26 protein-coding genes are annotated in these 26,541 nt (G+C 65.3%); 13 read left to right on the top strand and 13 right to left on the bottom strand.

Annotated elements, in window-relative coordinates; all coding sequences use genetic code 11:
* The first annotated feature begins 45 nt into the window (after positions 1–45).
* From FA85_RS13570 to msrB, 3 genes are all read left to right on the top strand, one after another.
* Positions 46–963: a YihY/virulence factor BrkB family protein gene (locus FA85_RS13570; protein ID WP_240003822.1), complete on the top strand. Its 918-nt coding sequence runs from the start codon at positions 46–48 to the stop codon at positions 961–963.
* Positions 960–1,307 carry a glycine zipper 2TM domain-containing protein gene (locus tag FA85_RS13565; protein WP_051943981.1) on the top strand — a complete coding sequence of 116 codons (348 nt, stop codon included), beginning with the start codon at positions 960–962 and terminating at the stop codon, positions 1,305–1,307. Before FA85_RS13570 ends, FA85_RS13565 begins: the two co-directional genes overlap by 4 nt.
* Before the next feature lie 78 nt (positions 1,308–1,385).
* On the top strand, positions 1,386–1,976 hold the full coding sequence (msrB, locus tag FA85_RS13560; protein ID WP_036115988.1) for a peptide-methionine (R)-S-oxide reductase MsrB: 591 nt from the start codon (positions 1,386–1,388) through the stop codon (positions 1,974–1,976).
* A gap of 91 nt (positions 1,977–2,067) precedes the next feature.
* Here the strand turns inward: msrB and FA85_RS13555 are convergent, their stop codons facing one another.
* Both FA85_RS13555 and FA85_RS13550 read right to left on the bottom strand, forming a co-directional pair.
* Complete coding sequence (locus FA85_RS13555) at positions 2,068–4,404, bottom strand: S9 family peptidase (RefSeq protein ID WP_036115991.1); 2,337 nt, start codon at positions 4,402–4,404, stop codon at positions 2,068–2,070.
* Between the two features lie 117 nt (positions 4,405–4,521).
* Positions 4,522–5,334, bottom strand: a complete 813-nt coding sequence (locus tag FA85_RS13550) for an SDR family NAD(P)-dependent oxidoreductase (protein ID WP_036115993.1) — start codon at positions 5,332–5,334, stop codon at positions 4,522–4,524.
* Positions 5,335–5,507: 173 nt separating this feature from the next.
* Between FA85_RS13550 and FA85_RS13545 the strand changes: the two genes are divergently transcribed.
* Positions 5,508–5,966: a PA2169 family four-helix-bundle protein gene (locus FA85_RS13545; protein ID WP_036115995.1), complete on the top strand. Its 459-nt coding sequence runs from the start codon at positions 5,508–5,510 to the stop codon at positions 5,964–5,966.
* A 503-nt stretch (positions 5,967–6,469) separates the two neighbouring features.
* Here the strand turns inward: FA85_RS13545 and FA85_RS13540 are convergent.
* The 5 genes from FA85_RS13540 to FA85_RS13520 all read right to left on the bottom strand — a co-directional run bounded on the left by FA85_RS13540 (position 6,470) and on the right by FA85_RS13520 (position 10,916).
* The gene (locus FA85_RS13540) at positions 6,470–6,991 is read right to left on the bottom strand and encodes a hypothetical protein (protein WP_036115997.1); all 522 of its coding nucleotides are present in this window, start codon (positions 6,989–6,991) and stop codon (positions 6,470–6,472) included.
* 60 nt (positions 6,992–7,051) lie between these two features.
* Positions 7,052–7,825, bottom strand: coding sequence for a YdcF family protein (locus tag FA85_RS13535; protein WP_036115999.1), 774 nt, complete (start codon positions 7,823–7,825; stop codon positions 7,052–7,054).
* 66 nt (positions 7,826–7,891) lie between these two features.
* Positions 7,892–8,263 (bottom strand): response regulator transcription factor, encoded by a 372-nt coding sequence (locus tag FA85_RS13530; RefSeq protein ID WP_036116002.1) that lies wholly within the window; start codon positions 8,261–8,263, stop codon positions 7,892–7,894.
* 74 nt (positions 8,264–8,337) lie between these two features.
* Complete coding sequence (locus FA85_RS13525) at positions 8,338–8,982, bottom strand: response regulator transcription factor (protein WP_036116004.1); 645 nt, start codon at positions 8,980–8,982, stop codon at positions 8,338–8,340.
* Positions 8,979–10,916: a PAS domain-containing sensor histidine kinase gene (locus FA85_RS13520; protein WP_051943983.1), complete on the bottom strand. Its 1,938-nt coding sequence runs from the start codon at positions 10,914–10,916 to the stop codon at positions 8,979–8,981. Before FA85_RS13520 ends, FA85_RS13525 begins: the two co-directional genes overlap by 4 nt.
* A 254-nt stretch (positions 10,917–11,170) precedes the next feature.
* On the opposite strand from FA85_RS13520, the gene FA85_RS13515 reads away from it, so the two are divergent.
* Positions 11,171–11,731, top strand: coding sequence for a helix-turn-helix transcriptional regulator (locus FA85_RS13515; protein WP_176167815.1), 561 nt, complete (start codon positions 11,171–11,173; stop codon positions 11,729–11,731).
* Between the two features lie 3 nt (positions 11,732–11,734).
* On the opposite strand, the gene wrbA is transcribed toward FA85_RS13515, so the two are convergent.
* Positions 11,735–12,334, bottom strand: a complete 600-nt coding sequence (wrbA, locus tag FA85_RS13510; protein ID WP_036116006.1) for an NAD(P)H:quinone oxidoreductase — start codon at positions 12,332–12,334, stop codon at positions 11,735–11,737.
* A gap of 102 nt (positions 12,335–12,436) precedes the next feature.
* Between wrbA and FA85_RS13505 the strand changes: the two genes are divergently transcribed.
* The 3 genes from FA85_RS13505 to FA85_RS21940 are packed head-to-tail and all read left to right on the top strand — an operon-like array spanning position 12,437 to position 13,907.
* A complete protein-coding gene (locus FA85_RS13505; protein ID WP_036116009.1) occupies positions 12,437–12,706 on the top strand; it encodes a hypothetical protein in 270 nt (89 codons plus the stop codon).
* A gap of 59 nt (positions 12,707–12,765) precedes the next feature.
* Positions 12,766–13,722 carry a hypothetical protein gene (locus FA85_RS13500; protein ID WP_036116011.1) on the top strand — a complete coding sequence of 319 codons (957 nt, stop codon included), beginning with the start codon at positions 12,766–12,768 and terminating at the stop codon, positions 13,720–13,722.
* Positions 13,723–13,730: 8 nt separating this feature from the next.
* Entirely contained in the window at positions 13,731–13,907 is a 177-nt protein-coding gene (locus tag FA85_RS21940) for a hypothetical protein (RefSeq protein WP_156108800.1), read from the top strand.
* Between the two features lie 37 nt (positions 13,908–13,944).
* Here FA85_RS21940 and FA85_RS13495 read toward each other — a convergent pair whose 3' ends face one another.
* A complete protein-coding gene (locus FA85_RS13495) occupies positions 13,945–15,513 on the bottom strand; it encodes an alpha-amylase family glycosyl hydrolase (RefSeq protein WP_036116014.1) in 1,569 nt (522 codons plus the stop codon).
* A gap of 166 nt (positions 15,514–15,679) precedes the next feature.
* On the opposite strand from FA85_RS13495, the gene FA85_RS13490 reads away from it, so the two are divergent.
* The 3 genes from FA85_RS13490 (at position 15,680) to FA85_RS21000 (ending at position 18,794) form a co-directional block, all read left to right on the top strand.
* Complete coding sequence (locus FA85_RS13490; RefSeq protein WP_036116016.1) at positions 15,680–17,335, top strand: alpha-amylase family protein; 1,656 nt, start codon at positions 15,680–15,682, stop codon at positions 17,333–17,335.
* Between the two features lie 111 nt (positions 17,336–17,446).
* A complete protein-coding gene (locus tag FA85_RS21005) occupies positions 17,447–18,214 on the top strand; it encodes a helix-turn-helix domain-containing protein (protein WP_051943987.1) in 768 nt (255 codons plus the stop codon).
* 130 nt (positions 18,215–18,344) lie between these two features.
* Complete coding sequence (locus FA85_RS21000) at positions 18,345–18,794, top strand: MarR family winged helix-turn-helix transcriptional regulator (RefSeq protein WP_051943988.1); 450 nt, start codon at positions 18,345–18,347, stop codon at positions 18,792–18,794.
* A gap of 4 nt (positions 18,795–18,798) precedes the next feature.
* Here the strand turns inward: FA85_RS21000 and FA85_RS13475 are convergent, their stop codons facing one another.
* Positions 18,799–19,428 carry a LysE family transporter gene (locus tag FA85_RS13475; RefSeq protein ID WP_036118416.1) on the bottom strand — a complete coding sequence of 210 codons (630 nt, stop codon included), beginning with the start codon at positions 19,426–19,428 and terminating at the stop codon, positions 18,799–18,801.
* A 128-nt stretch (positions 19,429–19,556) separates the two neighbouring features.
* Here FA85_RS13475 and FA85_RS13470 point away from each other — a divergent pair, with 128 nt between their 5' ends.
* Both FA85_RS13470 and FA85_RS13465 read left to right on the top strand, forming a co-directional pair.
* On the top strand, positions 19,557–20,861 hold the full coding sequence (locus tag FA85_RS13470; RefSeq protein WP_036116018.1) for a NupC/NupG family nucleoside CNT transporter: 1,305 nt from the start codon (positions 19,557–19,559) through the stop codon (positions 20,859–20,861).
* Between the two features lie 3 nt (positions 20,862–20,864).
* The gene (locus tag FA85_RS13465; RefSeq protein WP_036116020.1) at positions 20,865–21,713 is read left to right on the top strand and encodes a PfkB family carbohydrate kinase; all 849 of its coding nucleotides are present in this window, start codon (positions 20,865–20,867) and stop codon (positions 21,711–21,713) included.
* 147 nt (positions 21,714–21,860) lie between these two features.
* Here the strand turns inward: FA85_RS13465 and FA85_RS13460 are convergent, their stop codons facing one another.
* From FA85_RS13460 to FA85_RS13450, 3 genes are all read right to left on the bottom strand, one after another.
* A complete protein-coding gene (locus tag FA85_RS13460) occupies positions 21,861–22,256 on the bottom strand; it encodes a type II toxin-antitoxin system RelE/ParE family toxin (protein WP_036116022.1) in 396 nt (131 codons plus the stop codon).
* A 222-nt stretch (positions 22,257–22,478) separates the two neighbouring features.
* Complete coding sequence (locus tag FA85_RS13455; RefSeq protein ID WP_036116025.1) at positions 22,479–25,112, bottom strand: M1 family metallopeptidase; 2,634 nt, start codon at positions 25,110–25,112, stop codon at positions 22,479–22,481.
* Between the two features lie 114 nt (positions 25,113–25,226).
* A complete protein-coding gene (locus FA85_RS13450; RefSeq protein ID WP_051943989.1) occupies positions 25,227–26,483 on the bottom strand; it encodes a tetratricopeptide repeat protein in 1,257 nt (418 codons plus the stop codon).
* Positions 26,484–26,541 lie beyond the last annotated feature (58 nt).

Genomic DNA, 26,541 nt, shown 5'->3' with positions numbered 1-26,541 from the left:
ACGGGAGGCAGGCACGTGGATTCGAGGTTGAAGATGGGATGGCGGGTGGTCCGAACCACCATCAAGGGGTTCAGTGACGATGAGCTGATGACGCGGGCCGCCGCCCTCGCCTTCTACTCCGCGTTGTCCTTCGCGCCGCTGCTCGTGCTGTTGCTCTGGGTGGTCGCCTCACTGCGCCCCGAGTGGCAGGCGCAGCTGATCGACAGCCTGACCGGTCTGGTGGGCTCCCGCGCCTCGGATGCCGTGAAGCTCGTTATCGAGAACGCCAAGCAGAAGCCCAATGTCGGCAGCATGGCGGGGGTGATCGGCCTTGGCGTCACGCTGATCGGCGCTTCCGCCGTATTCGCCCAGTTGCAGGGCGCGCTCAACCGGGTCTGGAGCCTGCAGCCACGCCCCGGCAAAGCCTCGCACGCGATTCTGACCTGGCTGCGGGCCCGGCTGCACGCGCTCGGCCTGCTGCTGTCGCTGGCCTTCCTGCTGGTGATCTCCTTCTCGGCCAGCGCGATGATCGCGGTATTCGTCCGTGGCGGCACCACCGGCTGGCATGTGCTGGAGACGGCGATCTCGCTGGCTGTGTTCGTCGTCATCTTCGGCGCCATCTATAAGGTGCTGCCGGACGCGATCATCGAATGGCGCGACGCGGTCATCGGCGCCAGCCTGACCGCCCTGCTTTTCGTCGTCGGTAAGTTTGCCATCGGTATCTACCTCGAGCGCAGCAACGTAGGCGGCCCGTACGGCCCCGCCGGCAGCGTCGTCGTGTTGCTGGTCTGGGTCTATTACTCGGCGCTGATCCTGTTGCTCGGGGCCGAACTGACCGAAGCGGTCGCGGAGGCCCGGGGCACGCCGATTAAACCGCGGCCATACGCGATGTCCACCAGAACGGCTCCGGAGGGCGGGATTGACCCCTCCATCACGAGGTCAGCGGTATCCCTGTCGCAGCCCCAGAGAGAGGACAGATCATGAAGAACCATTTGCTCGCCGCCGCCCTGTTCGTTGTCGCCACGGGCGCCGCCGTTTCCGCCCCGCCGGCCGATGCCCAGACGCGTCGCAGCCAGCATCAGGTCTGCCGCGACGTCCAGACCAAGGAGATCCAGTCCAAGGATGACAATCGCCTGATCGGCACCGGCGTTGGCGCCGTGGCTGGCGGCCTGCTCGGCCACCAGGTCGGTGGCGGCAAGGGCAAGACCCTTGCCACCGTCGGTGGTGCCGTCGCCGGCGGCTACGTCGGCAATCAGGTCCAGAAGAACCACCAGAACAAGAACGCCCAGTACGAAACCCACCGCGAGTGCCATTGGGTCAACGACTGATCGTGTAAGCCAGACCCGCAAGGGCCGGTCTTATAGGGAGGGCGCCACCGAGCGCCCTCCCTGCTTTCCGGAGGCTCCATGCGCAACGCCGATCCTGCCCGCCGCCGCTTCCTGGGCGTCTTCGCCGCCACCGTCGCGGCATCCGCGTCCCTGCCCTTCCTCTTCCGCGCCACGCGCCCGGCGATGGCCGCCGACGCCCCGCCATCCCCCGGTGGCACCGTGACGATCGATGAATTCGCCGCCGACAAGAAGCCGCTGGGAGCTAAGGTCGAGGCGCGCGTGGTGCTGACCGACGACCAGTGGAAAGCCAAGCTCAGCAGCAAGTCGTATTACATCACCCGGCACGAGGGTACCGAGCCGGCCTATACCGGTGAGAACTGGGACCGGCATGACAACGGTATCTACCGTTGCATCGGCTGCGACACGGCGCTCTACGACTCGGCGACGAAGTTCGAGTCGGGCACGGGTTGGCCGAGTTTCTGGCAGCCGATTTCGAAGCGGAACATCGTTCAGAAAACCGACCGCAGCCTGATCGAGGAGCGGATCGAAGTGAAGTGCGCGCGGTGCGATGCCCACCTGGGCCACGTGTTCGACGATGGCCCGGACCCGACGGGGCTGCGGTACTGCATGAATGCCGGGGCGATGCGGTTCGCCGCCGTGACTGCCTGAGTGCGTACGTCAGGCATACCGGCTTGGTGGGAGCCGGCCCGCGCTGGCGAATACAACGAAAAGGGCCGCCTTCCGGCGGCCCTCTTTTTAATCAGCCACCCCGTGGCGGCATCGGTGTCAGCTGGAATTCCTTCGGCGGCGTTTCCCCCTTGAGGTAACGCACGAAGTAATCCCAACGGCGGCGTGTCATGTACGTCGTCGCGTCACCGTAACCGTGATGCGCGTTCGGGATCATGACGAGGTCGAAATCCTTGTTCGCCTTGATCAGCGCATCGACCACCAGCAGCGACTCGTACGGCGGGACGTTATCGTCGAACGTACCGTGCGCGATCATCAGGTGACCCTTCAGACCCGAGACCCACTTCTGGTTGGCCTGGTCGTCGTAATTGCTCTTGCCGTCCTTGTCGGTAACCAGAAGACCCTGCCACTTCTCGGCCCAGTCGTCTTCGTAGTTGCGGTTGTCGTGATTGCCCGACTCCGAGATACCGACCTTGAACACGTCGCCATAGCGGAACATCGCGGTCGCCGTGGCGTTTCCGCCGCCGGAGTGACCCCAGATACCCACGCGGTCGCCGTCCAGCCACGAGTACTTCTGCACCAGCTGCTTTACCGCCAGCACCTGATCCGGCAGCGTGTTGTCGCCGATGTTCTGGAAATAGGCGTCGTGGAAGGCCTTCGAGCGCCACGGCGTACCCATGCCATCGACGGCCACCACGACAAAGCCCAGTTCAGCCAGCGCCTGGTTGTCGCCGTGTGCGGGAGCGAAGCTGCGCGTGCGCACCGAGCCGGTCTGCGGACCCGGATAGATGTAGACGATCAGCGGGTATTTCTTCGACGGATCGAACTTCGATGGCTTGAACATCTGGCCGTAGAGATCGGTCTTGCCGTCACGTGCCTTCACCGTGAACGCGGTGGGTGGCACCCAGCCGATCGCCTTGAGACGCGAGATGTCCGCGCGTGCCACTTCCTTCACCGTGGCACCCGTGTCGGCACGACGCACCACCGCTACCGGCGGCGTGTCGATCGTCGAATACGAGTCGAAGAAGTACGTGCCGTCCTTCGACAGCGAGACGCTGTGATCGGCGTTTTCCGGCGTCAGCAGAGTCAGGCCCTTGCCGTCGAAGCCCACCTTGTAGAACTGCTGGTAGTACGGATCGACGCCCTTCTCGCGGCCGACGCCACGGAACCAGATCGTCTTCGTTTTCGGATCGATGCGCAGCACTTCGGTGACGTTCCAGTCGCCCTTCGTGATCTGCGACTCGAGCTTGCCCGTCTTCAGGCTGTACATGTAGAGGTGACCCCAGTTGCTCCGCTCGGAGAACCAGATCACCTGGTCGGTCTCGGGCACGTACTGCCAGTTGGCCATGCCGTTTCCGCTTTCGTAATACGTCTTGGCCTTTTCCTCGAACACCGTGCGCACGTCGCCGGTCTCCGGGTTGGCGACACGGAACCACTCATGCGTGTGGTCGCGCGAGGTGGAGACAAACGCGATGCTCCTGCCGTCGGCGGACCAGCGCACATCGTCCCACACGCCCGGGCTGCACGACACGTCGTCGCACAAGGTCGAGCGGTGCTGATCGGCGGGCATCTTAAAACGGACGACCTTCTTCGTCGGCACGTCGATCACGACGCGCTCGATCATGGTCACGTCCTTGTCGCCCGGCAGCGGGTATTTCCAGGTATCGACCTTCGGATGTCCTACATTGGTGCTGACCAGGGTCATCTCACCGGTTTTGCGCTGGTCCTGCTGGAACGTGGCGATCTTCTTCGAGTCCGGCGACCAGACGAGGATCGCCTCGTCGGTGTGCTTCCAGCCGGCATTGTCGGTGGCGTAACCGAAGTCCTTGATCCCGTCGGTGGTCAGCTGGGTCTCGGCACCGCTGGCCAGGTCGCGCGTCCACAGGTTCCAGTCGCGGATGAAGGCTTCGGACTTGCCGTCCGGCGACTTCAGGCCCGGCTCTTCGCCGTAGGCCTTGCCGTTGGCGTCTTTCCTGACCGCCGCCAGCTCGCACTTGCCGATGGCCTTGTCGCAGCTGTAGTTCTTGCCGCGAGAGGTAATGTCGAGGCCGTCGTCAGGGCGTACCGTGAAGGCGCTGACCGGGAGCTTGCCCGCATCGACCTTCTTGCCGGTGCTGGTGCTCAGCGCCGCCGCCACCTTGTCGCGATCGAACGCGCGTGATGCCTGACCCGTGGCCGCATCCACCGTGATGAACTGATCGCCATCCTTGTCGTGGTCGCGATACCAGAAGTGGCCGTCATCGATCCAGGTGACGCGCTGGACCGAGTGGTCCACCAGGGTGGCTGCGTTGCCGAGGAAGGAATCGGCGCGCTTGTAATCGTCCGTGGTAACGGTCTGGGCCGAGGCGGAAGCCCCGATCAGTCCGAGGAGGACGGCGCCGGAAAGCGCCGCGTTGCGTTTGGTCGACATGTGGGGTCCCCATGACAGCGACAACGGCGCAGGGCGCGCCGCGAACCGGACGAGGCTAGCCGCCGCCGGGGCGCCCGGCGTATGCCATAGGTCATGGGCCTGGGCCGCCGCAGGCCCTCAGTGGCTGCGGGGACCGGCCCGGAAGCGCCTGCCCTGCCGCTCCACCATGGCGAGGGCCACGCCGTCGGGCAGCAGTTTGAAAAGGGTCTTGATGACGCGATTGACCCAGCCATTCACGTAAACCGCCGTGCCCGAGTCAACGGCATCCAGCCCCTGGCGGGCCACGGTCGCCGCATCCATCCACAGATACGACGGCATTTTCGACACCAGCTCGCGGGAACCGGTGACGTCGTGGAACTCCGAATACGTGAAGCCGGGACAGACGGCCGTGGCGTGCACGCCGGTCCCCTTGCCCTCGAGCGCCAGCGACTGCGAGAACTTGATCATGTAGGCCTTGGAGGCCGCATAGAGGGTATGCCCCGCCGACCCGGGCACATGACCGGCCAGCGAGGCGACATTGACGATGCGGCCGTAGCCACGCGCTTTCATGCCCGGCAGCAGGCGCCAGGCAAGCTCCGTCGGTGCGGTCATCAGCACCTGGATAAACGCGGCATGCGCGGCCCAGGGCTGCTCTTCAAAATAGCCGGTGACGCCATAGCCCGCGTTGTTGATCAGCACATCGATCGTGAGGCCTTGCGCGTCGAGCGCGGCGACCAGTGCCTCGGGGCCGTCCGTCCGCGCGAGGTCGAGCGGCGCGACGATCGCCTCGACGCCGTAGCTGTCACGCAGCTCGGTAGCGAGTTTTTCAAGCCGGTCGGCACGACGCGCCGTCAGGACCAGATCGTGTCCGCGTTTCGCGAGTTCCCGGGCAAAGGCTTCACCGATGCCAGCGGAAGCGCCGGTGACCAGCGCGCGACGTTTGGATGCCATGGAAACTATTTCCTTGATGCATTACAGCGCTGAAGTATGCGCCACGCTTAGATGAACGGAGCCCACGTGTGTTGATGCATGCGACGCGACTTTCACGGCTCCGTGCACCCCCGGAACGCGAAGCTTGGGCTCCCGAAACGACTCGACCCGAGTCACCCCAAGGAGCCCAGACGATGACCAGCACCGACCACGATATCAAGGTTCTCAACAACCTCATCGAAACCACCATCGACAGCGCCGAGGGCTACGGCGAAGCCGCTAAGGATGCCGAGAATACGCGCTACGCCGCGACCTTCCAGGCCCGCGCTTCCGAGCGCCGCCAGGTGACGCAGCGTCTGCAGCAGCAGGTCCGTTCGCTCGGCGGCACGCCGGAAGACGACGGCACCGTGCTGGCCAAGGCGCATCGCATGTTCGTTGAACTGCGCGCCAAGATGAGCTCGAAGGACGACACCGCGATCGTCGACGAAGTCGAGCGTGGCGAAGACCACATCAAGGCGAAGTACGAAGACGCCCTGAAGGACACCGAGATCACCGCGGGCACGCGCTCGCTGATCAACGAGGCTTATGTCTCGGTGAAGAGCGGCCATGACCAGATGCGCGATCTTAAGCACGCGCTGCACGGCACGAACTGATTTCGCTGAAACTTGAATGATGAAGGGCGGAGCTTTGGCTTCGCCCTTTTTTTTGGGAGCGAAGCTGTTGAGGCAGGGGCGCCGTCGGCTGCCATGCTCCTCGCTAAGTCCTCCTTCGGCCTTCGCCTACGTGCGGAATCGCTCTGAGCACGACACCCGACGGCACCCACCCACTCATGAGGTTTCGTGGATGCAAAGCTACAAGCGAAACCAGAGGACCTCGTGTTGCAGCGCAATGCATTGACGACTTCACGATATGTGCAGGTAATGCCGCAGCGCCCAAGCCGCAGCGCTCTGCTCTACCCGCTCTGCTCGGCTAGCAAATTACTGTCGCGCTGAGAGGGAGTCGTCGGCTGCCGTTCTTGGAGCGCTTCCGCACGTAGGCGAAGGCCGAAGGAGGACCTAGCGACAAGAATGGCAGCCGACGGCTCCCTTGCCTCGGCTCCCTTGCCTCGGTCCCTTGCCTCGGAGCGGCGTTGCAGCCCCGAGGCCGAACCCAACCGTTACTGCGAAGAACCGGCGTCGTCTTCGTTCATCAGCGCGTTGATCTGGCTCTTGTGCGCTTCGTAGAAAGCCACGTTCTTCTGGTTGACCTTCTTCTGGTCGACGTACGCGGACATCTGCGGGTTGCTCTTGGCTTCGGAGGCGATGGCCGCATTGGTGACGGCGAGGTTCGCCAGCAGGAACTCACGCGGGGTGAAACCGTATTTCTTGATCAGCGGTGCGATGCGCGGATCGGCATTGGTCACCTGGGCGGCCAGATCGTCGAGCGAATGGATCTTCGAGAAATCCGTCTTCGCGTCCTTTGGCTTGATGCCCTGCGCCTTGGCTTCCTGCGAGACCTTGACGATGCGGTTGAACACGTCGTCGTTGAGGTCGTAGTTCTGGATGGCCTGCTTGTCGGCAGCCGGGATCTGCGAAGCCGGGTTGGCCGCGGGCGCCGGAGCGGCTTCCTGGGCGAACGTGGAAACGGGGACCACCGAGGCGGTCGCCAGCAGCGCGGCAAGGATATAGCGAGACTTCACGGGCAACTCCTTCAGGTACGGGTTCGTGCTGGACGGTAAAACAGCTTAAGGCGCCGGATGTTACGTATGCGTCGGCGGCGTTGCGTTTTCTTCAGGAATCTTCGGCGCGTTCCAGCCCATGACGTTGTAGAGGCGATAGCGCCAGACCCCGACGTATTCGTGGATCGCAAAGTCGGCGAACGACAGATTTTCCGACGTCGGCAGCCAGTCGTAGCGGGCGGTCACGTAATCGCCACGGACCGGTTCGCCATGAATGGCGAAATGTGAGAAATAGAGCATCGCCCGACGCAGGTGCACCGCCGACGAGACGAGCACCACCTTGTCCGCGCCGTAGGACACCAGCAACGGCTTACTGAACTGGGCGTTCTGGAAGGTGTTCATGCTCTGCGCTTCGAGCATGAGATCCGCACGCGGCACGCCGAGGCGATCCAGGCTGATCGCGTAAACGTCGGCTTCGGCCTGTTTCAGATGCATCGCATCGCCGCCACTGACCTCGACCTTGCAGTCCGCACCCGTCGCCTTGCACGCGCGATACAACTCGGCGGCGCGCAGGATGCGTCCGTTGGCGTAGAGGCTCGGCTCAATCCCCCCTGCTCCGCTACGGACGGTCCCGGCACCGAGCAGGATGATGACGTTGCGCTGGCCCCACTGGGTGACGTCGGGCGCATAACCGGACTGCAGGTTGCTCAACAGCATGCCGGTCAAAGGCCCGCAGCCGGCGAAGAACAGCCACGCGATCGCCAGCAGCATGAAGACGCGGCCGCTCAGGCGCCGGCGAAAACGCATCAGCACCAGGGCGATGACGAGGAGGAGCAGGAAGAGGGTCAGGGTCATGGGGCCGAGCGTAGCAAAGGCCGGTAACAATTGTGACCGCAAGCACCTCGCGCGCAGGGCGCGCTCCTACGGGACGCCCAGAGCCTTTTCGAGACAGGTGACGAGGGTGTCGCCGACGAAGGGTTTGCCGAGGTAGCAGAAGGCGCCGGCGGCCATGACGCTGTCGCGTACGTGGTCATCCTGAAACCCGGATACGAAGACGATGGGGTAGGTCCTGCCCCGCTCCAGGAGACGACGCTGCAACACGGTGCCGTCGATGCCGGGCATGTGGACATCGGTCACGAGACAGTCGACCCCGTCGTCGCCGCCGGGCCGGAGAAAATCCTCCGCCGAGGCGAACCCACGCGCTTCGTGCCCCAGCGCGCGGACGAGACTCACGGTGGCGAGACGCACCGCGTCGTCGTCATCCACAATCGCGACGATCCTGTTTCCGGCCAAGCTGGAATCCTCCGTGGCGCTGAGTGACGCTGAGTGACGCTGGCTACAGTGCGCCCGCGCGCAGCCAGTGGGAATCATACGGAGGTGTGTGCACCCAGCGCTTCGGACATCTTGACCAGTTCCGCCAACGATCGTGCCGCCATCTTGCGCATCACGTTGCCGCGGTGGATCTTCACCGTAATCTCGGACAGACCCAGCAAGGCGCCCACCTGCTTGTTCATCAGGCCCGTGGTCACGTGCCCCATGACCTCACGCTCGCGCGGCGTCAGCGACGCGTACGCCTGACGCAGCGTGTGCAGGGCATCGGCATCGCGACGGCCCGAGGCATCCCGCTCGATCGCGTTGGTCACGGCGTCCAGCATGTCCTGGTCGCGGAACGGCTTGGCCAGGAAGTCGAGCGCGCCGGCTTTCATCGCACGCACCGACATCGGAATATCGCCGTAGCCAGTCATGAAGACGATCGGCAGGGGGTTTTCCATCGCCAGCAGCTGGGTCTGGAAGTCCAGTCCGCTGACACCGGGCAGACGCACGTCGAGCACCAGGCAGCCCGGCGCATCCGCGTTGTCGCGGGCGAGGAAATCGGCGGCGCTGCCGAACGTGGCGACGGTGAGGCCGACGGAGCGGAACAGGGACGACAAGGCCTCGCGGATCGAGGCATCGTCGTCGACGATGCAGACGATAGGGGTCCGCGCGGCGTTGGCCACGGGCAAGCGGGTCATGCGCGCACCTCCTCGACTACCGCGACGGGCAACGTGAAATGGAAGATCGCTCCCCCCTCGGAGCGGTTGGTCGCCCACAGGCGCCCGCCATGAGACTCGACGGTCGTGCGGCAAATGGCAAGCCCCATGCCCATGCCGCCACCGCGCGTGGTCACGAAGGCGTCGAACAGGTGGGGAGCGATGTGCTCGGGAATACCCGTGCCGCTGTCCTCGACCTCCACCAGCAGGCCCTCGGCGGACGCCCGCCCGCGGATCAGCAGGACGCGTGGCCGGTACACGGCGGACATGGCGCGGATGGCGTTGCCCATCAGGTTCACCACCACCTGCTGCAGCTGCACGCGATCGCCGCGCGGCATGGGCGCGTCGCGCGCGATGTCCACCTCGAGCACGATGTGGTGCTGGGTCAGTTCACCCTCGAGCAGCCGCGCGCTCTCATTAACCAGCGCGCCGAGATCGAAGTGCACGTGCTGTCGCGGTTCCTTGCTGGCCAGACTGCGGACGCGGTGCACCACTTCACCGGCGCGTCGTGCGTCATGCACCACGCGCTCGATGGCGTCGCAGGCTTCGGTGAGGTCGGGTTCGGGGCGCCGCAACCAGCGAAGAGCAGCCTCCCCGAGCGTGACGATGGCACCGAGCGGCTGGTTCACCTCGTGGGCAATCGACGCACTCATCTCACCCAGCGCCGTGACGCGCGCGGCCTGCGCCAGCTCGGCCTGCATCGAGATCAGCGCCCGCTCGGCGCGCTTGCGGTCGCTGATATCCACGACGCTGACCAGCACGCGGTCATAGCGCGAGGTACCGAGCGGCATGCTCAGGGCGAAGAGCACCGTCAGGCGCTCGCCCTTGAGGTTGACCATGTGCGTTTCGCCTTCGGCCAGTCCATTGCCCTCCAGGACGGTGAGCAGGACCTGGCCGAACGTGCGATCGGTAGCGGGCAGAAACCGGTCGAGCGGACCGATCAGCTGGTCGCGGCTATGCGCACCCAGCATGCGCAGCGTCGCCTCGTTGATATCGGTGACGCGCACCAGACCGGCGGCTTCCCGGATGAATTCCGGATGGGCCTCCAGGTAGGAGGCCAGCTCGACCACGCCCTGCTCGCGCAGTTCGGCGAGACGCTCCACTACCAGGGTGTAATCCTCTTCCCAGAGTGAAAAGCGGGCGGTGTCGAAGATGCCCCGGTAGCGACGTTCACTGTCCACCAATGCCGCATCCGCGGCCCGGCGTGCGGTCACGTCGGTGCCCGCCTCGAGGATCATCCGCGGCGCACCGCGCTCGTCGCGCAGCAGGGCACAGCGTACGGAGACGATGACCACACGGCCCTCGCGATGCTCCTGAATCAGCTCACCCTCCCAGCGACCATCCCGGAAAAGCGCGGCGTCGGCCTTGACGCGATCGCCGGCGAAGGCGGTGGCCAGCAGTTCGCTGGCCCGTCGTCCCAGTGCCTCGTTCGCCGTCCAGCCGTAGAGCTGCTCGGCACCCGCATTCCAGAGCACGATCACGTCGTCCATGTCACGGACGAAGATGGAATCGTGGGTCAGCTCGATCAGGCGCGCCTGTCCCGCGATCGTCACCATGCGTTCGCGGTTGCGCAGGGCCAGCACGGCCGTGGTCGCGATGGCGGCGAGGCTGACGGCGCAGCGCATGGCCGGTTCCAGCGTCGGCACCCCATGCACACGCAGGAAGGCCAGCGTGGTCAGGAGCATGCAGGCCACCGCCGAGCCGATGATGGCGCGACGACTGCCCGTGGCGGCCATGAGCAGCACCACCACGAGGTACACGACCGCGACGGCCCCCTGCAGCGAAGTGAAGCTGTCGACGAGGAAGACGCACAGGGCCAGCGACGTTCCCGCGACTACCAGCAGCGCGGCCGCGCCCCTGCGCGGCTGCGCGACGGCGGCGTAGGCACGACTGTGCAAAGGCCTGTTCAGGGACATGGGCTCGGGTTCTGGCCTGGCGACGTAGACAGATTCGGCCGCGATCGTGTCCGAATGGGGTCAGGACGTCTTGCACGCCGGTGATGGTTTTTGACCGTTACGGCACAACCGCTACAAGAAAGCGCACGGGTCGATCGGTTAACCCTTTGGTATGGGACCGTACGACCGAACGTAGAATTCTGTCGACCCCCACTTCGCGCCTAGGCTGTCAGGATGGGCGAATGGCCCATGCCACGTCCGACATGGAGCCTACGATGCGATTTGAGACCGAAGCCTTCGCCGGGACCGCCAGCCTCCGCGCCGTCGATCCGTCCGTCGCCCACCTGCTCGAGCAGGCCCTGACCGCTGTCGAAACCGATCTGGCCACGACCCGTGCCTGCGTCGCCCAGGTGGCGGCCCTTCTGGAACGTGAGGAGAAGGCGCGTCCGGCCGCTCAGACCGTGCCGCCGGACCCGGTGGTTCGTCGCCGCGTCGGTGCGGGTCTCGCACCGTGGCAGGCAAGGCGCGTCTCCGCCCATGTGAACGACAATCTCGGCTTCCCGATCACCATCGATCAGCTCGCGGGCATCGCCGGTCTGTCGAGCAGTTATTTCTGTCGCGCCTTCAAGGACACCTTTGGCGATCCGCCGCATGCGTACATCATGCGTCGCCGCGTCGAACGGGCGCAGAGCCTGATGCTGCAGACCCGCGAGCCGCTCAGCCAGATCGCGCTGGCCTGCGGTCTCTCCGACCAGGCGCATCTGTGCAACCTGTTCCGCCGCCTGGTCGGGCAGAGCCCGAGCCACTGGCGGCGGTCGCGCTGGCAGGAAGCCTGAGCCTCAGCCGAAAAGTTTTGCGGCCACTTCGGCGATGTGCTTGCCCTGGAAACGTGCGCCGGCCAGTTCGTTTTCGCTCGGCTGACGGGAACCGTCGCTCGCGGCGAGGGTCGTAGCGCCGTAGGGACTGCCGCCGGTCACCTCGTCCAGCTTCAGCTGGCCCTGGAAACTGTAGGGAAGGCCCACGGGAATCATGCCCAGGTGCAACAGATTGGTGATGATCGAGAACAAGGTCGTTTCCTGACCGCCATGCTGGGACGCCGTGGACGCGAACGCGCCGCCGACTTTGCCGTTGAGCGCGCCACGTGCCCAGAGCGGGCCGGTCTGATCGAGGAACGCGGCCATCTGCGAGGTGATCCGGCCGTACCGGGTACCCGTGCCGACGATGATGGCGTCGTACGACTCCAGCTCATCCACGCGGGCGATGGGCGCGGGCTGGTCGAGCTTGAAATGGGCGTTGCGGGCCACGTCTTCGGGCACGGTTTCCGGCACGCGCTTGATGTCGACATGGGCACCGGCTTCACGGGCGCCTTCGGCCACCGCGTTGGCCATTTTTTCGATATGACCGTACGTGGAGTAATAAAGAACGAGGACCTTCGCCACGGTGGATCTCCTCTTTTGAAAGCATCGGGAATGACAAGGTAGGCACGCTGGCGTTTACGCCGCGTATCGGCGACGTCCCGCCAACGCATCGAGGTTAGTCGCATGTCGTACGCACGCATTGTCGATATCCGCTCCGCGCCGGGCCCCGCGCGCAAATCCCACGCCTGGCAGGTGCTGCGTGAAGCGGCCCGGCTCGAGCCCGACGAAGATGCCCGGATCGCGTGGTATCGCGAGGACCCGATCGGTGTGCTGGGTCGTGAGACCGCCGAAGCGCTGGTCGCTTCCGGAAGGTATGAGGAGGTGCTCGCGTTTCTGCGGGGTGTGCGGCGGGATCTTGGCCTTGGAGTACCGCACGGGTTCGGGGCGTTTTAGGAGGCTGGCGGAACCACCTCGCGCTAAAGTGGGCCAACCAGGGACGCCGGACCACCACCGTGTCGATCGAAGAAGCGACTACCCCCAGCCGCAACGAGCCACTGACCGCCGAGCGCGCCTACGAGCTTTACTGGGCCGACCTGCTCGGCGACGCGCCCACCTTTTTCTGCGTGGGCCACGCCTGCACGGCCCAGCTGATCTGCGCCTGCCTCGACAAAGCCGAGCAGAACCTGCGCATTCGCCCTTATTTCCGCTCGCGGCGCATCGAAGATCACGCGGCGAGCTGCGAAGTCGCCCACCCGGCGAACGAGACGAAAAAAGAAAAACGCCCCGACATCTTCGAGGCCGAACGCCCCGCCGATCATTTCCGCCGCCTCCCCGCCGTTACCGCCCCATCCGCGGAAAGCGCCGCGACCCGTGCAGGAGCCAGCCCCGCCGGCGATACCGCGGCAGCGGGCGCGACGCCCCGTGGCCCACGCCCCGGCGTCACCCCCCGCCCCAGCCACTACTATCGCCTCTCCTCGCTCGTCCAGAAATTCCTCGAGCACCGTCGCGACAAAGACCTCGCCGAGGCCGAAGTGGAGATCGGTGGAGAGACCACCACCTACGAGGCGCTGTTCCGCAACGTCTTTCGCCAGAAAGCCGCCGAGCTGACCGGAACCCGTGCGGTCTGGTGGGGCACGGCATCGCTGCGGGCCACCCGGGAAGGCGGGTATTACCTCCGCTTCTCGCGCCCGTTCCGGCACGACGACCAGGAACTGCGCCCGACCATCACGCTCACCGCGAAGGACATCGACGCCTATCCCGTGCGCAAGCTGCTTCGGGCGCGCCTCGACAAGCTCATCGCCGAGGCCGATGGCTATTGCGTGGTCTTCGTCTGGGCGAAGCCCTGGATGCCGAAGGATGCCGAAAAACCGTTCGTCCGCTTCTACGTCAACAATCTCGACCATATCGACGTGCGAGGGCCCGAGATTCTCGAAGAACTGAAGAACACCTCCCGGGTCGGTAACGGCTAAGATGCCGCATGGCCCGAAAACGACGCTTCCGCCTCCCCTTCGTGCGACACCCGCACGACGCATCGCATGAATTCGACGACGCCAGTTACGACGGTGGCGTGTCGGGCGGCGCGTACCTGCGACATGTGGTCGTGGTCGCCGCTCTGATAGCCATCGTCGCGGCGATCCTGCGCTGGGTGATGTGACGCGCACTGCCCGTATGGACGGCGGGACACCCTTCGGTCACGAGAGGTAGATACGCCCCTCCGAGGGACGCAACGGACCTTGCCGGATATCGCCATAGGTCGACAGCACGGCGCGGCCGGCGGGCTCGTCGATCGGAAGAACGGCTGGAACCTCCGTGAAGTTCAGGCACACCACGATGCGCTCGTCGCCATCGACTCGCTCATACGCCAGCGCCTGATCGCTGACACCGAGAATGCGGACACTGCCGATGCTCAATGCGCGTGAGGCGCGTCGCATCCACAGCAGCGATCGATACAACGACCAGATCGACGAGGGATCGGCAGCCTCGGTTTCCACATTGCGGCTTGCGACGCCGTCGCCGAGCCGAAGCCATGGTGTGCCGTCGGTAAAACCCGCCCCGGGTGCCGGCGTCCAGCGCATCGGGGTCCGCTGCGGGTCCCGGCCAAGCCCCTTGTCCGGCTCGTTGATCTCGAACGGATCACGGACCTCGGCGCGCGGAATGGCTACGTCACGCATACCGATCTCGTCGCCGTAATAGAGCGTCGGGGTACCGCGCAGCGTCAGAAGGAGCATCGCCGCGACACGCGCCTGCGCGTCGCCGACGCGCGAAGCGATACGCGGCTTATCGTGATTGCCGAGCACCCAGTTCGGCCAGCCACCGGGAGGCAAGGCCGCTTCGTAACGCTCCACCAGCGACCCGATGGTGCGCGCGTCCCACGCGGCGCCGATCAGCAGAAAATTGAAGGGCAGATTCGCGCCCTGCAACCGGTCGCCGTAGTAGGCGACGATGCGTTCCAGCGGAAGGTACAACTCGCCGATCAGTACGCGGTCGGGAAACTCATCGACGACGGCGCGCATCGCCGCGACCACGTCCATCGTTTCGGGCAGGTCCGCGATATGGGTCGGCAGAAAACGGTTGGCCTCGGAATCGATACCGTCGCGGTAGGCCGGATTGAGCGGATTGTCACGGAATTCGGCGTCCTTCATCACGTGGTAAAGCACGTCGACGCGGAAGCCGTCCACACCACGCCGCAGCCAGAACCGCATCGACTCGAACATGGCCTCGCGCAGCGCGGGGTGTCGCCAGTTGAGATCGGGCTGCTTGTCGAGGAAGAGATGCAGGTAGTACTGGCCCGTGCCTTCATCGAAGGTCCACGCACTGCCGCCGAAGTTCGACAGCCAGTTGTTCGGTGGACCGCCGTCGGGCGCGGGGTCGCGCCAGAGATACCAGTCACGGAACGCGCTGTCGCGCGAACGCCGGCTTTCACGAAACCAGGGATGCTCATCCGAGCTGTGATTGGGTACGAAATCGAGGATGATCTTCAGGCCCAGCGCATGGGCGTCGGCGATGACCGCATCCATCCGTTCGATGTCGCCGAACAGCGGGTCCACGCCGCGGTAATCACTCACGTCGTAGCCGAAATCGGCCATGGGCGAGGGATACATCGGCGAGATCCAGATGGCATCGATACCGAGGTCGGCAAGATAAGGGAGTTTGCCGCGCAGGCCGTCGAGATCGCCGATGCCGTCGCCGTTGGCATCGGCGAACGAGCGGGGGTAGACCTGGTAGATGACGCCGTTGCGCCACCATGAACGATCGGGCATGCGGTTTCCTCTGAGCATCGCCAACAGGGTTGCCTCCCAGCGGGGCGGGAGCGCCGCCAGCAGGCTGGCTGTCGGCGATGGCTGAGCCTCGCCAATCCGTTGTGTAGGAAACGCCTTCACACGTCCCCCCGTACGCTCTCGCGAACCCGAAGCCGCGAGTGCCGTCATGATCAACGACCTCTGGTACAAAAACGCCGTGATCTACTGCCTGTCCGTGGGCAGTTTCCAGGACTCCAACGGCGACGGCATCGGCGACTTTCAGGGTCTGAGCCGGCGACTGGATTACCTGCAGGGGCTGGGCGTCACCGCCGTCTGGCTGATGCCCTTCCAGACCTCGCCGTTGCGCGACGGCGGTTACGACATCGCCGACTATTACAACGTGGATCCGCGCTACGGCACGCTGGGTGACTTCGTCGAGTTCACCCATGCGGCGCGGCAACGCGGCATGCGCGTGCTGATCGATCTCGTGGTGAACCACACCTCGGACAAACACCCGTGGTTTCGCGAGGCCTGCCGCGACCCCTCGTCGAAGTACCGCGACTGGTATGTCTGGTCGAAGACGAAGCCGGCCACCGCGGATGAGGGCATGGTCTTCCCGGGAGTGCAGAAGAGCACCTGGACCTATGACAAGCGCGCGAAGGCCTGGTACTTCCACCGCTTCTACGATTTCCAGCCCGACCTCAACACCGCCAACCCGTATGTGCAGGCCGAGATCCTCAAGATCATGGGCTTCTGGACGCAGCTGGGTGTGTCGGGCTTCCGGATGGACGCAGTGCCCTTCGTCATCGCCACCAAAGGCGCCGACGTCAAGAAGCCGAAGGAGCAGTTCGACATGCTGCGTTCCTTCCGCGAACTGCTGCAGTGGCGGCAGGGCGACGCCATCATCCTTGCCGAAGCCAACGTGCTGCCCAAGGACGACCTGGAGTATTTCGGCGACGACGGCGACCGTCTGCAGATGATGTTCAACTTCCAGGTCAACCAGAATCTGTTTTATGCGCTGGCGGCGGCGGATGTGCGCCCCCTGGTCAAGGCGCTGGAAAAAACCAAACCACGACCGTCGACCGGTCAATGGGCGCTGTTCCTGCGCAATCACGACGAGCTCGATCTGGGCCGGTTGACGAAGGCGCAGCAGGCGCGGGTCTTCGCCGAGTTCGGTCCCGACAAGGACATGCAGCTTTATGACCGCGGCATCCGCCGACGCCTGGCGCCGATGCTGCGCAACGACCGTCGCCGGCTCGAGCTCGCTTACTCGCTGATGCTCACGCTCCCCGGCACGCCGGTCATCCGCTATGGCGACGAGATCGGCATGGGCGACGATCTTTCGTTGCCCGAGCGCGAGTGCGCGCGCACGCCGATGCAATGGTCGACGGAACGGCTTGCCGGGTTCACCGACGCGAAGCGTGCCGTCGGCAAGGTCATCAGCGACGGGCCCTTCGGCTACCCGCACGTCAATGTCGCCGAGCAGCGCCGTGACCCCGGCTCCCTGCTCAACTGGATGGAACGCGTCATCCGCATGCGCAAGGAGGTGCTGGAGGTGTCGTGGGGTGACTTCGAGGTCATGCCGCTGGATGACGACGCGATCCTGATGATCCGTTACACATGGCGGGGCAACAGCGTGATGTTCCTGCACAACATGTCGGACGCGCCGTGCGAGGCGGTGTTCCCGCTGGACGATCGCCTGACCAACCTGCTGTCGGACGATCACAGCGAGCAGGACCCGAACGGCCGCCATCGGATCCTGCTCGAGCCATACGGTTACCGGTGGTTCCGCGAGGGCGGACTGGGCTACATCCTCAAGCGCAAGGAAGTCGACGGCGTCTGAAAATCACCGGCGCGCTTATGAAAAATGAAGGGCTACCTCTAATGGGGGTAGGGAGGCGGTCCTTGCGTGCGCAATCCTTGGGTGGCCATCCGATATCGAAGGGGATCGGCCATGTACCGCGCCGAATCTGTCACCGCCAGCTGTCGTCCACGTACCGCCACGATCATCGTGGATCCGGTGCGCCGTTCGGCTGCCCTCGAACATCGTGGCGCGTCGGCGGCACACGGACGCGTCGACGATCTTCGCAACCGCGACCAGCTGACCGAGATCCATATCGACGCCGTCGACGGGCAGGATGACGATCTGCTGCTCATCTACCGCCCCACCCGCCCGGCCGATACCGAAAACGGGGGAGCGATCCTGTTCCGCTGCCAGACCGATGGAGTGATCCCCCACGGTCACCCGCCCGCGGTGCGCACGCTCGCGCAGGTGCTGTTCGACGGGCTCCGTGCCGAGGCGCCGAACGCTCCTCTGCTGGCGCATGTCGCCCTGGCGTTGCGCGCCATTCTGCCCTGCGCCGGCCCGCGAGCCGAAGCGGGCGCCGCGCGCGGCGGCCTGGCCGGCTGGCAGGAACGACGCGCCACCGCCTTCATGGAAGAGCGCCTCGACCAGTCGTTCCCGGTGTCCGCCGTCGCCGACGCCTGCGGGCTTTCGGTCAATCATTTTTCGCGCGCCTTCCGCCGGAGCCTGGGCAAGCCGCCGCATCGCTGGCTGCTGGACCGCCGGATCGACCGCGCGCGGGAGTTGCTCCGGGCGACCGCCATGTCGCTGGCCGACATCGCCCTGGCCTGTGGCTTCGCGGAGCAGAGCCACTTCACCCGGGTGTTTACCAGGACGGTAGGCATGCCACCGGGCGCGTGGCGCCGGAACGTCGACTGAGTCCGCGCCGCCGCCGGACGGAATCGACAAACACATGCGGTTTCAGTCAATCCATGGCGTCATTCCATGAGTATCCTTGCGCCGGGCAGAAGGCAGGACACTTCATCATGACCGTGCGATCCATCCGCCCATGAGCGGCCGCAACGACACGCCCACCGCCGTGGATCTGGGGCGGCGCCTGATGCTGGCCGGCTCCCGGCTTCGCGACGCCGTGGGCCGGCGCGCCCAGCGCGAGTTCGGCATCACGGCATTGCAGAGCGACATGCTGCTGTTGATGGCCACGCGCGGCAGCATGATCTCCACCGAACTGGCGGGCGCCTGCGGGGTCAACGCCAGTACCGTCACCCATGCCGTGGACGCCTGCATCGAGCGCGGCCTGCTGCGGCGCGACCGCAACGAGGCCGACCGTCGGCTGGTCAACATCGTGCTGACCGTGGCGGGCAAGCGCATGGCGGAGCGGGTTCGTGCCCTGATCGCCGACCTCGCCCGCACGGCGCTGGAGGGCGTCGGTCATCCGGATCTGGCTGTCCTGGCCGAAAGCCTGGCTCAGGTGACCAAAAACCTGGAACGTCCGTCCTGAGTCGTCAGCGCCTGACGCCCGCCCAGACCAGGTGCAGGCCGAAGGCGGTGAAGATCGCGCCCGCACCGCCGTCGATCCAGCGGCCGGCCCGCACGTAGGCCCGGCGCATGGCTGGCATCGCGAAGATCGCCGCCACCAGCCCGAACCACAGCACGGTCTCGGCCGTCACCATCGCCCAGAGGCCCCACCGCGCCGCGCCACTCATGCCGTCGCCTACAAACGCGGAGAAGATCGACGCGAAGTACACGGCCGCCTTGGGGTTGGCCAGATTGGTCGCCAGGCCGCGCATCAGGGCCCGCCCGGGGCTGGAACCACGGACATCGACCACGGGCACGGCGGCGTCGGGGGCCGTCTTCCACGACGCGCGCAGCATCTGCAGACCCATCCAGCACAGATAAGCGCCGCCGAGAATGGCGATTCCCCGTTCCAGCCACGCCAGCCGGTGCAGGAGCAGCTGCAGGCCGAGCAAGGCCAGAGCGGCCCATACCGCCACCCCGAGGGCAATGCCGATCACACCGGCAAAGGCCTCACGCCGCGAACGACTGGCGGCGAGCTGGGAGACGAAGAAAAAATCGGGCCCCGGCGTGATCAGGGCGACGATCTGCACGATCGCGATGGTGAGAAACAGATTCATGCCTCCGAGATTACCCGTCTTCACCCCAATTTCGCACTGTACCTTGCTCCACGAGACCACCTCCCGTAACCTCGCGTTTTTACAAGCGGTCACGGGGCTACCCCCGGCCTTCATAGGGGTAAGTCGCGATGCTGGGTCTGTTCGGCCACGTTTTGTTTGGCCTGTTCGGGTTGGCGGTGCTCATCGGCATCGCTTTCTGCTTTTCGAATAACAAGCGTGTGGTCGACTGGAAGCTGGTCGCCACCGGCGTCGCCCTGCAGATCGCCTTCGCCGCCATCGTGCTCAAGGTGCCGCTGGGTCGCGACGTGTTCGACGCGATCGCCACGGGCTTCGTGCATCTGCTGGATTACGTCGACGTCGGCTCGCGCTTCATCTTCGGCAGCCTGCTGGACAGCTCAAAGTTCGGCGTGATCTTCGCCGTCAAGGTGCTGCCCACCATCGTCTTCTTCGCCGCCCTCACCGGCATCCTGTACCACATCGGCGTGATGCAGCAGATCGTCAAGGGCATGGCCTGGGTGATCACCAAGGTGATGCGCGTGTCCGGCGCCGAGACCACCAGCGTCTGCGCCAGCGTGTTCATCGGCCAGACCGAAGCCCCGCTGACCATCAAGCCGTACATCGAGCGGATGACCCAGGCGGAGCTGATGACCGTCATGATCGGCGGCATGGCGCACATCGCCGGCTCCGTCATGGCCGCCTACGTGGCGATGCTCGGCGGCGACGATCCGGCGCAGCGCATGTTCTATGCGAAGCATCTGCTGACCGCCAGCGTGATGGCCGCCCCGGCCACCATGGTGCTGGCCAAGATCCTGGTCCCCGAGACCCAGGAGCCGCTCACCCGCGGCACGGTCAAGATCGACGTCGAGAAAACCACCGCGAACGTCATCGACGCGGCGGCCACCGGCGCGGGCGACGGCCTCAAGCTGGCCATGAACGTCGGCGCCATGCTGCTCGCCTTCATCGCCCTGATCGCCCTGGTCAACGGCCCGGTGCAGTGGCTCGGCACGGTCGGCGGCGACCACAGCCTCAACACCTGGCTGACCGTTCACAGCGGCCACGAGATCAAGCTCAGCCTCGAGACCATCTTCGGCTGGGTGCTCTCCCCGGTCGCCTGGCTGATCGGCGTGCCTTGGCAGGACGCGACCCTGGTCGGCAGCTTCATCGGCCAGAAGGTGGTCATCAACGAATTCGTGGCCTATGCGGATCTGGCGAAGCATCTGCCGGACCTGCTGCCGGAGAGCCGCCTCATCGCGACGTACGCGCTCTGCGGTTTCGCCAACTTCTCGTCCATCGCCATTCAGATCGGCGGCATCGGTGGCCTCGCCCCGAACCGTCGCGGCGACCTTGCCCGCCTCGGCCTGCGCGCCGTGCTGGGTGGTTCCATCGCCACGTTCATGACGGCGACCATCGCCGGCGTGCTCGAGCGATTCTGAGGCGTGTCGTCGGTACGCTTGCTCGTTGTCGGCGGTTACAGCGAGGAAGAGCGCTGGCAGACGCCAGCCCTTCCCCGCTCTGGCGAGCCTGCCTATGCCGACAGCTTCGAGCGTCGTCCGGGCGGCAAGGCCTTTCACCAGGCGGTCGCCGCGTCGCAGGCCGGTGTGTCGACGGGACTGATCGCCGCCATTGGTGACGACGTCATCGATCCCTCGGGGCTTCCGCCGCTGGTCGATGCGCGCTGGCAGTCGACGACCGGTGTGCGCACCGGGCGTACGGCCCTCATTGTCGATGCGAAAGGCCAGACCTTGTCCGCGCTGTCGTCGGGCGCCAATGACCATCTGTCGATGGCGTTCGTCGCGGCGCAGAAGGATCTGTTCGAAGGCGCGAAGATCCTCCTGGCTTCGACCGAAGCCAATATCGACACCATTGCCGCGACGCTGGACCTCGCGGGCGCGCACCGGCTCATCCGTATTCTCGATCCGGGCCCGCTGCCGCCGGGTCTGTCGGTACGCGAGTTCGCCAGCACCGATATCCTTCTGCTGAGCCTGCATGAATTCGCGCGGTGCTGCGGACGGTTTCTGTCGATCGACATCACCGCGAGTGCGGTGACCGGCATGGACGACACGACGATCAACGCCCTCGCCCGACGCCTTTGCGCGGGCACCGTGGTGGTGTCGCTGGACAAGAGCTGCCTGGTGTCGCACGGCAGCGATCGTTATGGCGATCAGGCGGATCTTTACCGCGTGCCGACCTGTGGCACCGGGGATGCGTTCAAGGGAACGCTGGCGGCACGGCTGGTGGATGCGCCGTGTTTTCGGGATGCGTTGATGGCCGCCTGCGCGGCTTAGGCTTGCTGCAGAGAAGCCCCTAGGTACTCATCCGAAAGGATGTTGTCGTCCGAAGGAACCTCGCGTGCGGATGCCGCGCAAATCGCCTCGAACTCTCGCATCCTTACATCGTCAATAAGACGAGCCTTATGGAAGGCCAGCATGTCTTTACGTGCGGATTCGATGATCTTGCTTGTCACAGCCAACCTCCAGTAGTGAACCTTCCTTAAGAGCCTGCGCGACCGCTTTCGTCGACATGGATAAAACGGTGTAACCGAGACACTGAAGCGCTCTCTTCTCCGAAGACGTGACGTTCGGCACATCGCTCTTCAGGAAGCCATGCAGGAAAACGTATCGCGAACCCATCTGTGCTGCCAACAGCGTGCGGTAACCACCACGCTTTCCACCACCTTCGCGAGCGATACGCTTTTTATAAAGCGCGCCGCCCAGATCGGCGTCCACCAAGCCGCGCTCCATTTCGCCGATGGCCTGACACAGAGCTGCGTCGTCGAGATGATGACGCCTTTGCCAACGTGCGAAGTCCCTTCGCTTGAGGACATTCATCCTTAGAGAGTTCCTGAAGTTTACCCATCACGGGCACGCTTCTCCACCCTAACGACCTCGCTCGTGGCTGCTCAGCCGTCAACGTCGCGCTGAGGCGTGGGTATCCACGTATATGCTTGTCATACAACCGACGGTCATTGTCGGATGGCCAAAATGCTCCTATCCGGAACACAAAAAAACCCGCCGGTCTCGCGACCGGCGGGTCCGCCCCTCAGCTGAGGATCAACCGTTTTTCTTTAACCACGCTTCCACGGCCGGGATGCGCTGCGTCAATACCTGATTGCGATAACGGACACCGGCGATCGCCGTGTCGGTGTCGCGGCGCGAGCTGGCGGCGATGCTCTTGTCCGCGAACGCCTTGATCCTGTCGGCCAGAGCGAGGTCGGACGAGCCAGCGGTCAGCATCGGGTAGAAACGCGTTGCCGACGTGGAATCGACGAGCTTGTCCACGGCATCCTTGTGCGCCACGGCGAAGTCGAACGCGAGTTCCGGATGCCGACGCGAGACGCCGGAGATGAGTGCCGCGCTGTTGGTCTGACCGGCTTCGCCGGTGAGGGCGAGGTCGAGCGCGCGCTGCGCCAGCGCGTCGTCGACGGGGTCGGCCAGCAGGCCATACAGGCGATCTTTCACCAGCGGGGATTTCTCCGCCTTCGCCTGTTCGTGCAGCTTGTCCCACGTCGCGGCGTCCGCGTTGGTCGCGACCACGGCAAGGATGGTCTTGCGCAACTCGGGCGGAACCTCGTTCGTCTCGTAGCGACGGCGCGCCTCGGCGATCACCTTCGCATCGCCCAGGTTGCCCAGACTGCCGATCAGGTGAGCGCGGAGATTGGCGACGGGCGCCTCTTCACCCGCCTTCGCCTCCCAGCCGACCTGAGCCAGCTTGGGCGAGAGCCGCGCGCTGGCGAACCTGCGCAGGGCGGCACGGCCCCTGGCATTGTTCTTGAAGTAGCTGTCCAGCGAGGTGAAGTCGGTGGCGATGTCGTCCCAGAGGAAGGGCGAGGCATCCAGCGGCGTCGCCTTGATCAGGTCGAGCACGTCGGACGCCGGCTGGAGGCCAGCCATGCCGAGCGCCCACACATCGGAGGTGATGCCCAGCTGGTCGATGGGATCCAGCTTCGTAAACGCGTTCTTCAGGGCCGTGAACTGCGCCGGTGCATACAAGGTACGGAAGTAAGCGGTCTGACCCGCATTGACCAGCACCGGACCGCAACCGGCGACCGTGACGGAGCCCGAGCCGTTCTCGAGCAAGGTCGTGGACGGTGCGCCACCGACGGTCTTCGCGATCACCGGCACATGCCAGAGTAGCGGCTTCTTGTCGGGCCGGTCACGGGTGAACTCGCCCTGCGAGAGTTTGAGCGTGGTCGAACCCGCGGCGCACGATACGGACTCGACACGCACGAGCGGAATACCCGGTTGCAGCGTGAAGTCATGCGCGATCGTGCTGACCGGCTTGCCGGCCGCGGCGTCGATCTCTTTCCAGAGGTCATCCGACACCGTGTTCTGGTACGCATGTGCCTTGATATAGGACTGCACGCCCTTCTGCCACGTGTCGGCACCGACGTAGGCTTCGAGCATGCGAATCACCGATTCGCCCTTGGAATACGTGATCGAATCGAAGGCCTGACTGGCCTGTTCGACCGTGTCGATCTTCTGCACGACCGGATGCGTGGTGGCGATCGCATCGCGGCCCATCGCCTGTTCGCGGATCGAAATGGCGTCGAGGTTCGTGTGCCACTCCGGGTGCAGACGCTCCGTGGTACGCGACGCCATCCACGACGCGAAGCCTTCGTTGAGCCACAGGTCGTCCCACCAGTTCATCGTGACGAGATCGCCGAACCACTGGTGAGCCATCTCGTGAGCGGCCGTGTTGAACACTTCTTCCTTGTCGGCCTGCGTGGAGATCGACGGGTCGAGCAGCAGCGCATACTCGAACGTGTAGATCGCACCCCAGTTCTCCATCGCCCCGAAGAACTGGCTCTGACCCGGCGACGCGATATTGTCGAGCTTCGGCAGCGGATACGGCACGCCGAAATACCCGTTGTATTCGTGCAAAACGGCCTTGGCCGAGTCGAGCGTGAACTGCGCCTGCGAGGTCAGGCCTTTCTGCGTGATCACACCGATCTCGACACCGTCGCTCATCGTGGTGGCGCGATCGAACTCGCCCACTCCGAAGAACAGCAGGTACGTCGACATTTTCGGCGTCTGCGCGAAGGTCACCTTCTTCAGGCCGTTGCCGACGTCTTTGCTCGTGGCGACCGGCATGTTGTTGACCGCCATGTCGGCCGACGGCACCGTGGCCGTGAGCGTGAAGGTGGCCTTGTACGCCGGCTCATCCCACGAAGGAATGAAGCGACGGGCATCGGAGTTTTCGAACTGCGTGTAGAGCGCGCGCTTCTTGCCCGACGTCCGGGTGTCGTAATCGATCGCGAAGAGACCGTTGGGCTGCGTACCGATCTTTCCCGTGTAATCCATCGACAGCGTATAGCTGCCGGCCGGTACGGCGTGATCGAAGGTGAAGGTCGCGGTCTGCGCATCGGCATTGACGGCGACCTTCGGCGCGGCGAACGTCACCTTGCCCTTGACCGGCGCCAGGGTAACGTTGGCGAACGCCATGTCCACCGCGTTGAGCGTGATCGACGTGGTGGGCTCGAGCACGTCGACCGTGATGGCGACCTTGCCGTCGAAGGCGAGCTTGTCGGCATGCGGCACCACAGCCACGTCGTAGTGCGACGGGCGCACGCTTCGGGGCAGCTGGGTGGTGGCGAGATGGCTGCTGTCGGCGGCTGGGGCGGCCGCGACGACGGCGGAGAGACCGGCGAGCGCGAAGGCGATCGCGCTGACGAGGGGAGTGCGCATGCGGGGGAGACCCTGGATTCGGTCCGCCGATGGTGGGCGCGTGTCGGTGCGGGGAGAAGCGCCGGAAGTCATGGACGCGGAAAATAGACGCCCAGGCCTTTCACCCGACGCCGGTCACCAGAACTGCCACCACTGCCGTTTTTCCAGTTTACGCAGCGCCTTGAGGTGACCGCGGGCCGCCGCCTTGCGATACCACGCCCGGGCGATGGCCAGGTTGGCGGGCACGGCGTCGCCGTGCTCGTGAAGTACCCCGAGCTCGAACTGGGCATCCGCGTGGCCCGCGTTCGCCGCCGACCGGTACAACCGTACCATCTCGTCCGGATTGCGCTCGACGCCGCGCCCTCCCTCGACCATGCGGGCCAACGCGAACTGCGCGCCCGTGTGACCGCGCTCCGCCGCGAGCGTCAGCCAGCGCACGGCTTCGGTATCGTTGCGTGCCACACCGTCGCCCGCCGCCAGTCGCTGGCCGAGCAGGAACTGCGACGCTGCATCGTGTGAACCTGCCGATGCCGGCCGCGCGCCGCCCGCGTCCTGCACGACCGCACGGCGATCGTCGGAGGCGATCAGCTCATCGAGCAGACGCCTGGCTTCGCCATCGCCCTGCTCCGCCGCCTTACCCAGCCACAGACGCGCCTGTTCACGATCGCTGTCCAGATCGCTGGTCTCGAGGTAGATCTTGCCGAGCTCGAACTGCGCATTGGCACTGCCCAGTTCAGCCGCACGGCGGTACTGGCGTGCGCCCATGACCGGGTCGCGCGCCACGCCGATGCCGTCGCGGAGCATGTGGGCGACGCTGCACAGCGCATCCGCGTAGCCGACCGCGCCGGGCTGGCCGCGTTCGACCGCCTTGCTGTAGTACGTGAAGGCGAGTTCGGCGTCGCGCGGCACGCCGCGGCCAAAGTAATGGGACACGCCAAGATTCACACAGGCCTGGACATGGCCCTGGTCGGCGGCAAGCCCCCACCAGCGGAGGGATTCCGCCCGGTCGACGTTCACACCCTGCCCGCGCGCATACAGGGAACCCAGCGCGCACTGGGCGTCGGCGAAACCGGCTTCGGCCGCGCGGCGGTACCAGCCGGCCGCCTCGAACGGATCACGCGATACCCCCAGGCCGTCGGCGTAATGCGCGGCAAGCCGGCACTGGCTCTCCTGGTGCCCCTGCTCGGCGGCACGCCGGAACCAGTGCGCCGCGCGCTTCGCGTCCGGCGTCACATGCGCCGTTCCCTCAACGTAAGCGTTGGCCACACGAAATTGCGCCTGCGCATCGCCAAGCTGGGCGTCTTTTTCCATCCGGCCGAACCGCTGCAGCGCGTCCATCTCGGCGGCATAACGCCGGTCGCCGAGCAGCGAGCCACCTTTTGCTTCCGACATCCCGTTTCCCCTGCAAACGCCTGTCGATCGTGGGCGCATGATAGGGGAACGGGAGGTC

The sequence above is a fragment of the Luteibacter mycovicinus genome (assembly GCF_000745235.1).
Classification (GTDB): Bacteria; Pseudomonadota; Gammaproteobacteria; order Xanthomonadales; family Rhodanobacteraceae; genus Luteibacter; species Luteibacter mycovicinus.
This window is presented reverse-complemented; position numbering and strand designations above follow the sequence as displayed.